The 8,236-nt window shown below is 38.1% G+C and carries 4 protein-coding genes; 1 reads left to right on the top strand and 3 read right to left on the bottom strand.

Annotation, left to right across the window (positions count from 1 at the left end; translation table 11 throughout):
• Window positions 1-253 precede the first annotated feature (253 nt).
• Window positions 254-1,252 (bottom strand): sigma-54 dependent transcriptional regulator, encoded by a 999-nt coding sequence (locus tag K1X76_12705; protein MBX7149923.1) that lies wholly within the window; start codon window positions 1,250-1,252, stop codon window positions 254-256.
• A 145-nt stretch (window positions 1,253-1,397) separates the two neighbouring features.
• Here K1X76_12705 and K1X76_12710 point away from each other — a divergent pair, with 145 nt between their 5' ends.
• Window positions 1,398-1,772 carry a response regulator gene (locus tag K1X76_12710; protein ID MBX7149924.1) on the top strand — a complete coding sequence of 125 codons (375 nt, stop codon included), beginning with the start codon at window positions 1,398-1,400 and terminating at the stop codon, window positions 1,770-1,772.
• On the opposite strand, the gene K1X76_12715 is transcribed toward K1X76_12710, so the two are convergent.
• Together K1X76_12715 and K1X76_12720 are read right to left on the bottom strand one after the other, a co-directional pair.
• Window positions 1,755-3,962, bottom strand: a complete 2,208-nt coding sequence (locus K1X76_12715; protein MBX7149925.1) for a response regulator — start codon at window positions 3,960-3,962, stop codon at window positions 1,755-1,757. The two genes, K1X76_12710 and K1X76_12715, sit on opposite strands and share 18 nt — an antisense overlap.
• Window positions 3,963-3,976: 14 nt before the next feature.
• A complete protein-coding gene (locus K1X76_12720) occupies window positions 3,977-7,087 on the bottom strand; it encodes a CHASE domain-containing protein (protein ID MBX7149926.1) in 3,111 nt (1,036 codons plus the stop codon).
• Window positions 7,088-8,236 lie beyond the last annotated feature (1,149 nt).

Here is an 8,236-nt window from a genome sequence, read left to right on the forward strand (position 1 = left end):
CCCCTAGCCTTTAAAATCGCGATCGTTTCTCGTTCAATTAAAGTAAATTGATAGTAGTTTTTACCCATATCCACTCAGAATACTCATCTATTCTAAGTGGTGCACTTGCTTATTGAACCCAGGGAGTGTCAAAAAGGCCCGACTTTTTTGCCTGTTTCGGAAACTTTTTTCCGTTTTTTAGTGATAGAATGGGGTGTTTGGCTAAAATGAACAATGAAGAGAATGAATAGAAGTGAAAGCAGAGGAAACAGCCTTATTTGGCTCTTATTTTAAGTTCCTTCATTTTATTATAAAGAGTGCGGGGCGTGATTCCTAAAATTTCAGCCGCTTTACCATAATGATCACCCGTGTGAGCCAGTGTATTATGAATCCATTCCTTTTCGATAATATGTAAAGCCTGACGTGATATTTCTTTTAAACTCATCGAAGGGTCGTAGCTGAATTCAATTTTCTTGGTGCTTAATTTTTTAGTCGCGTTTTTAATTTCGGAAGGCAAATTTTTTACATCGATATCTGTATCGCTAGTTACTACAAGTCGTTCAATAATATTACGCAGTTCTCTCAAGTTTCCGGGGTAATCATATTCAATTAAGCACGTCATGGCTTTTTCGCTAATATGAGGGATGAGCCGGTTGTTTTTTTTAGCCATGATTTCTAGAAAACGATAGATGAAGAGGGGAAGATCATCTTTTCTCTCGCGCAATGGCGGGATAATCAGGGGAAATACATTAAGACGGTGATAGAGATCGAGTCTAAAAAGTCCTTTATCGGATACTTCTTTTAAATCTACGTTGGTGGCTGTAATAAAACGTACCGAGGTTTTAATAGATTTATGACCACCAACACGCTCAAAAGTTTGTGTTTCAATATAGCGCAATAGTTTGGCCTGAATTTCGGGTGAAATATTGCCAATTTCATCTAAAAATAAGGTGCCTCCATCAGCCATTTCAAATTTTCCAGGCTTGGTTGTATTAGCTCCGGTAAAGGCGCCTTTTTCGTGTCCAAAGAGTTCGCTTTCAATTAAATTGGGAGCCATGGTGCTGCAATCAACCACAACAAAAGGTTTATCTTTTCGGTTGGAGAGTTTGTGAATGCTTTGGGCCACAACTTCTTTACCCACGCCCGATTCCCCTAAAATAAGGATATTTGTATTGGATCCGGAAGCAATTTTAATAAGCCTGTTAATGTCCTGCATGGCAGGCGATGAGCCAAAAATGTCTTCAATGGTATCAGTGGATATGATTTTGGCCATAATTGGGTTGGATTAAAGGCGTTAGGGCTAATTTTTTGTTTAAAAATATCTATTTTAAGATATGATATTTCCTTAAGTGATTGTATTATAGGTACTTAACTATAAGTTTTATACTTCAAAAATAACTACTGATAAAGAGGAAAGAATGAAAATCTTAATTATCGATGATGAGCCAATTGCCCGCATGTTGCTAAATGATATTTTAGAAGATTTTTCTTGGGAAATTGTTGAAGCCGAAAACTGTTTTGATGCCTATGAAAAAATAAAAGGGGGCGAATCGTTTGATGTTGCTCTCGTAGACTGGAATACCCCCAAAATGTCAGGTCTTGATTTTGTAAAAAATGTACGTGAATTATCTAACGGTAAAGACATTCCTCTTATTATGACCACCGGCCAGAATGATATGGAAAACGTTCAGGCAGCCTTAATGGCAGGTGCCAATGAGTATCTCATGAAGCCCTTCGATAAAGCGATGGTGCTTGATAAGCTCAGGATGGTTGGTTTAAATCTTCCGGAATAAAATTTCATTAACAGTATTGATAAGTTCCTTTTTGCTAAAAGGTTTTTGCATGAAACTAACCTTTTTATCTGCCCGTAATTTTACTAAATCGGCATTGTCTGTATAACCACTAGCCATCATCACAGGTGTTGTTTTATTAAACTTTTGAATTTCATAAAACGTTTCGATGCCCGAAATACCGGGCATAATAATATCCATAATAATTAAATCAAAATTACTTTTTGGATCTTTTAGAAGAGTAAGTGCTTCGTTACCATTTGAGGCTTCTATAATAATGGCGCCGTACTCGGATAAAACATCATTTAAAAAACTGCGAATATGTGTTTCGTCATCTACAACAAGTATAGATTTATTGGTAAAGTGTATGTTGTCATCTAACACAAGCGAATCAGGCTCATCAGCATTTTGAGCACTTTTTAAAGTTGCCGGCAAATAAATGACAAAAGTAGCACCTTTACCCTGTATATAAGGAGCCAGTATTGTTTGCCCTTCATGGCTTTGCACTATGCCCATGATCATTGATAATCCAAGGCCCGTTCCTTTTCCGGAAGGTTTTGTTGTAAAAAAAGGTTCAAAAATTTTTTCTCTTAACGCATCGTTGATGCCAGGGCCTGTATCTTCACAAGTAAGCTCTATATATTGCCCTGCTTTTAATTTAAGTTGAGGTTGGTCGGTGGTAAATAAAATATTTTTGGTTGTGAAAAATATATTTCCCACATCATTCATGGCATCGCGGGCGTTAATCCCTAAATTCATGATAATTTGAGAAAGTTGAGTGGAATCACCTTCTACATTCAAGAGTTGGTCATCCAGATTTTTATGGATTGTAACATTTTTACCCACTGTACTTTGTAAAATTTCAATAGTTTGGTTAATGAGGGTGTTGAGATTAAGTACGGTTTTTTCATAGGCACCCTTGCGAGCAAAGGCTAATAACTCGCGTGTGAGTTGGGCGCCACGCTGAGCCGAAGAAGAAATTACAGCCAGTCTCTTTTGAGCTTTTTCATTATCTGTTAATTGCTCCTTTAAGAGAGAAGCATAACCCAATATGCCACCCAATAAATTATTAAAATCGTGAGCAATACCGCCAGCCAGTTTACCTATCGATTCCATTTTTTGAGATTGATAGAGTTGCTCCTGAATACTGGAGATTTTTTCTCGTGATTGATCAATAGCATCAAGCATGCTGTTAATTGTGGTTCTTATTTTACCTATTTCATCATCGGATGCTTTTGTAAGCCGTAAGCTTGTATTTTGCGATAGAGTTATACTCTCTAAATCCATTCCTAAATCAAGAAGGGGGCGAGTTACTGTTTTGTGAATAGTCGAAATGAGAATGAGGCCAAAGAGAAAAGCAACAGTGCATAGTCCAAAGCCTATAGCCTTTATGGTTTTAATATACTGATTATAAAGCGGGCGCTCTAAGCGGGTTTCGATATAATATTCGTGATCACCTTTGTAGTTGGGAAAATAGGTATAGGTGTAGTAAGCGTTGTCATCGATAATTCTAGAGACGATGCTTTTATTCTGAAGGTCTTGAGAAATAGTTTTGTCAAGTTTATCGGATAATAAAATTGAAAATTTGTTATGGGTAATGTCATTTATTTTATTAATAACACTATTACCAAGCTTGTAGCCCCATATTAAAGTGCCCCCAGAATCACCTTCACCCGAAGAGAGAAGCACAGGTTGGGCGCTAATTACGTAAAACGTATCATTGAGCGTGATCACGCCTTGATGATGATCTTGAGTATCTTTAAAGTTAAGCATACCATATTCGGGTGATACTAATTTTAAAATAAAGTCGGGTGTTGCCGTTTCTGTACGGTTTTCGTGATTGATGCTTTTATGATGAATAACTTTTCCCTGCAGGTTTACAAAAAGCATAAAATCAACACCGGTGGTTGCGATTGACGCATCAGTAAGGTTAGAATCAATATAAGCCTGATTATGATTTTGTATAAAATAAAAGGTGTCATCCCATAAAGACCAATCTCCCTGATTGGCATAAAGGGTATCCACCATATTTTGCATAGCATCTACAACGCGCTTGGTATTTTTTTGTGCTAAATCAGTTTCAATTTCCCTAAATTCAACAGATAATTTTGACTGTACTAATACAAAAAGAATCAGTGTGAGAAAAAATACAAGGCTTAAAACAAGAGCTGATATTTTATTTTGTAATTTCATACTTTACATCCAATTTATTTCTTTAATTTTTTTAGTATGGTTTCTAGCAATTTTACCTTGTTGTAAGGTTTTTGAATAAATCCTACGTTGTCCGTTTTTTGAATTTTAGCAACGGCCGTGTCCTCGGCGTATCCACTCGCAAAAATAATAGGAGTTTCGATTTTTCTCTGTTTTAGATGGTTGAAAAGGGTTATGCCGTCCATGACAGGCATCACAATGTCTAAAACACATAAATCGATGCGGTTATTTTTATTTTCTAAAATAGATAATGCTTCCTCTCCATTGGCAGCCGTTATTACTTTTAGTTCTGCTTCTTCCAGTATTTCTTTTATATAAGCGAGCGTAATAGGTTCGTCATCAACGGCTAAAAGCATTTTGCCGGATAGATTTTGTTTAATTTCTTTCAATTGCTCTGGTGTTAATGTTTTAGTTTTTTCGATGTCTGGAGTTTTATTAGTTTTTGGAAAATACAGATTAAATGTAGTGCCTTGTCCAGGCGTTGATAAGACAGAAATGTCACCATCGTGATTTTTAATTATACCATAAACCATAGATAACCCAAGGCCCGTTCCTTTGCCTTGCTCTTTTGTGGTAAAGAAAGGGTCAAATATTTTGGCTTTAATTTGGTCGGGGATGCCATGTCCGGTATCTGAAAACGAGCAGTGAACATACGAGCCGGGTTTAAGATCCAGTTTTAAATTTTTGATGTCACTTTCGTTAAAGTTGATAACTTGTGTGGCAATATTAAGAGCGCCTCCCTGGGGCATGGCATCGCGTGCATTAATACCTAAATTTAAAAATACCTGAACGATCTGATTAGAGTCACCTTCAAAGCAGCAGGACCCTTTGCTAAAATTAAAATTAAAACTGATATTTTTTGGAAGGGTAGATGTAAGTAAATTAAATGATTCTTCAATGCAGTTATTGAGATCGAGAACCTTTTTTTCATACTGACCTTTTCGAGCAAAACCTAATAGCTCGGTGGTAAGTTTGGCGCCGCGTTCGGCCGAGGTAATAATAATTTGTAATTGTGCACTTGTTTTGGTGTCGTCTATAAATTTATTTTTTAAAATAGAGGCATATCCTAAAATGCCGTTTAAGATATTATTAAAATCGTGAGCAATACCTCCCGCCAATTTACCGATAGCATCCATTTTTTGGCTGGCTAAAAGCTGCTCTTGGGTTTCTTGTAATTGGTTATAAGCATTGCGCAATTGAACTTTGCGTTCTTGTAAATCGGCAGTTCTTTCTTTGGCAATGCTAACAGCACGTTGTTCAAATGAGCGGAGAGTAACAACCAGGCTTGCTAGCAAGAGTGATAGAAAGGCAGCAAAAGATGCTACATAGGCTGAAGGGGCTATGTTTTCAGCTTCAAAGTAGGGAGTGCGTGTCCATCCCAGTGTAAACGACTTATGAGCCATATTAAGGCTGGTAATGGAATCAAACCTTGATGGAATATTAGAAATTTCGCTGGAGTTGTAGAGTAAATGTTCGGGGTTTGTACTGTGTCCTTCAAATAAGTATACGTCCATTTCCTCTTTTTCTGTGCCCATGATGACACTCATGAAATTTTTTGTAACAAACGGAGCATAGATCCATCCCACAATATTGGCGCGACGGTCTTCAACAGTTTTAAGAACGGTATTTTTTTGATAGAAGGGTAAAAAAATGAGAAACCCCGGTTGTTTATTTTGATCCTGAATCAAAATAATTTTATCAGTCATGACCAGCTCGCCCAAATCACGAGCTAACTCGGCTGCTGTTCTGCGATTTGTTTCGGAAGCTAAATCAAGGCCTAAGGCAGGTGAATTTGTTTCAATCGGTTCGATATATTTTATAAGAAAATGGACATCGGCCGGGGGAGGATTTGTTATGCCGGGTACGGTGTGAATATTATAAGTGGGTGCATTATCGGCTTGTGTGTCAGCAATAAAGGAATCGAGATCGGATGGAAAAACATTCATCACAACCCCCATGCCATTTACTCCCGGGTATCTTTCTATTAATTTTGAAGACGCTACAAAGTTTTGCCATTCGTCATGCTCCACACTTTTAGAGGCTCCAAATAAGCTAATACCCGAACGCAAAGCGTCTTCGTAGGTGGCCATACGCTCTAAAACTTCTGTTTCAATTTGCTGGATGTGAGAGTTTTGATGGGCTTCGTCTAGAAGACGACGATTTTGATCGAGAGAATAAAATAAAATACCTGATAAAGCCCATCCCACCAATAAAACGGTGGCGGGTAGTACTAAGTCTCCCATTTTTTTAAATATAGGCAAGATGAGTGCGCTTAAGGCCACAGCCGATAAAAATAACTCTAAAAATAAAAAGCTGTTATTTAAAGAAAGTCCGTTAAAGGGGCCTGCGCCCAGCACGGTGGCTAGGGTACAAATAGAGGCGGCAAGAAGAGCTACATAATAAGCTCCAAAGTTATCAAGCCATAGAGTGGCAAGAAGGATAATAGGAAAGGAAAGAAAAATGAGAGCTTTAAACTGTGGATAATAATAGGCAAATAGAGCGCCTGCGGCGGTTAAACAAGTAAGGGTTACTAATTTTGCTGCCAATATAAGAGAGATTTTTTTCTTTTTAAGAATATAAGACAAAAGAGCAATTAAAAATGGTGTGACAAGCAAAACTCCAAGGGTATCGCCAACCCACCAGGTAAGCCAAACACCACTAACATTGTCCTTCGCGAGAAGTTTAAATAGGTATAGTGTAGCAACTCCTCCCACCGCACTTATGGAGGCGCCAATTGCACCACCCACAATTGTTCCGAGTGGAATGGAAAAATAGCCTAAGTATTCCCTAAACTTTTTGAAGATGTTGATGATGTAAACGGCGGCAACAGCAAGTAGAGTATTGCCCACGGCAATGGAAAGAGCAGGCAAGGTGGAGTTGAGAGATGTGTCGTTTACAAAAAAAGCCCCAATAAAAATGCCTGGGATACTTTGAGGTCCTAAAAATATGAGAGAAGCAACAGCAAATCCGCTGGCTGGCCAAATGGGTGATACATTATGGTGCAAACTGGCCATGGTGAGCCCTAGTTTCCCCAGCAAAAAATAGATAAGCGCTACAATAATATTTGCAAAAAAAGTTTTTACCGCAGCTTTTATAGAAAAATTCAAACTGTTCCCCCCTTGCTTACAGTTAAACAAGAACACAAATGGTAACAGAATTTTGTGAAATAAGAAGCAATTTTAGGTGCTTACCTGATTAATAAAATGGCGCAGCAGACTCTTTTTAAGGGGTATTATTTGCTATTTATCCCCAGTACAGTCACAGCAAAAAATGTTGTTATAATTTATAGAGTTGTTTTCTAAACTTACAGCGCTATTCAGCGTGGAAAAAGTTATGAACAGCTGTGGATAACTTTTTTACCATCAAAATAAATTAATTTTTTCAAGCGGTTAGAGCTATGAAAAAAAATAGTGTCTTGTGAGTAAACTTTTTCTGAGTATACTGCAGAACATTCAACACAAATTTTTGTTCCTTGAAAATCTATCTATCGTTTAGAGAACGCCCGAACTACAGATTGGCCGGGTGCAAACTAAAAAGATGCGAATCAATTCGTCTCTGTGGTGGGGCTAACCGTAAGGATAGCTCCCTGTGGAGGGTCCGGAACCAGAATTGACGGATTTTTTGAACGGCCAACCGGAAAGCGGAAGCAAAGGTTGAAATGGCGGATGTTGTTTGAAAAAATAATATCTAGATTGTTTATCTAAAACTTTAAAAGCTCATTTGTCTTCACCGTAAGAGGGAGATGATAAGGTTATAAAAGGAAAAAGCTGGAAGCGGCTTTTAGGAAAAATAGTCAAAAGCCATAGGAACCACTTGGAAACCTCATAAGAGGACAGGCAGCCCAAAGGCTTTCATCCAAAAAGCCAAAAGTTGTCGATTTTCATGGGCGGCACAATACCCTGAAACCGAGGCGGCCCGATTAGAACTTGGTGTCCAGCCAAGCCATCGGGAGAAACCAACGGCATGAGGGAATGGGGCTTCGACAAGAAGTACCGCCAGCCATGAGGGTTTAAATACTCTAGAGAGGCTTAAAAGTTCCTCCTAAGCGATAGACAGAGCATAAAAGCCCGTGTGTGAAAGGGGGTGGCCCCAATCATCACGGGCTTTTGTGTTTAGAGGCTGTTCAAAATAATTTAAAGTATTTAAATTATTTTGTTACAGCCTCTTATCCAGCTTTGCTGGATTGGTATTCAAATCTAGTAATTTAAAGTATTTAAATTATTTTGTTACAGCCTCTTATCCAGCTTTGCTGGATT

Source organism: bacterium, from assembly GCA_019695305.1.
Classification (GTDB): Bacteria; UBA10199; UBA10199; order UBA10199; family JAIBAG01; genus JAIBAG01.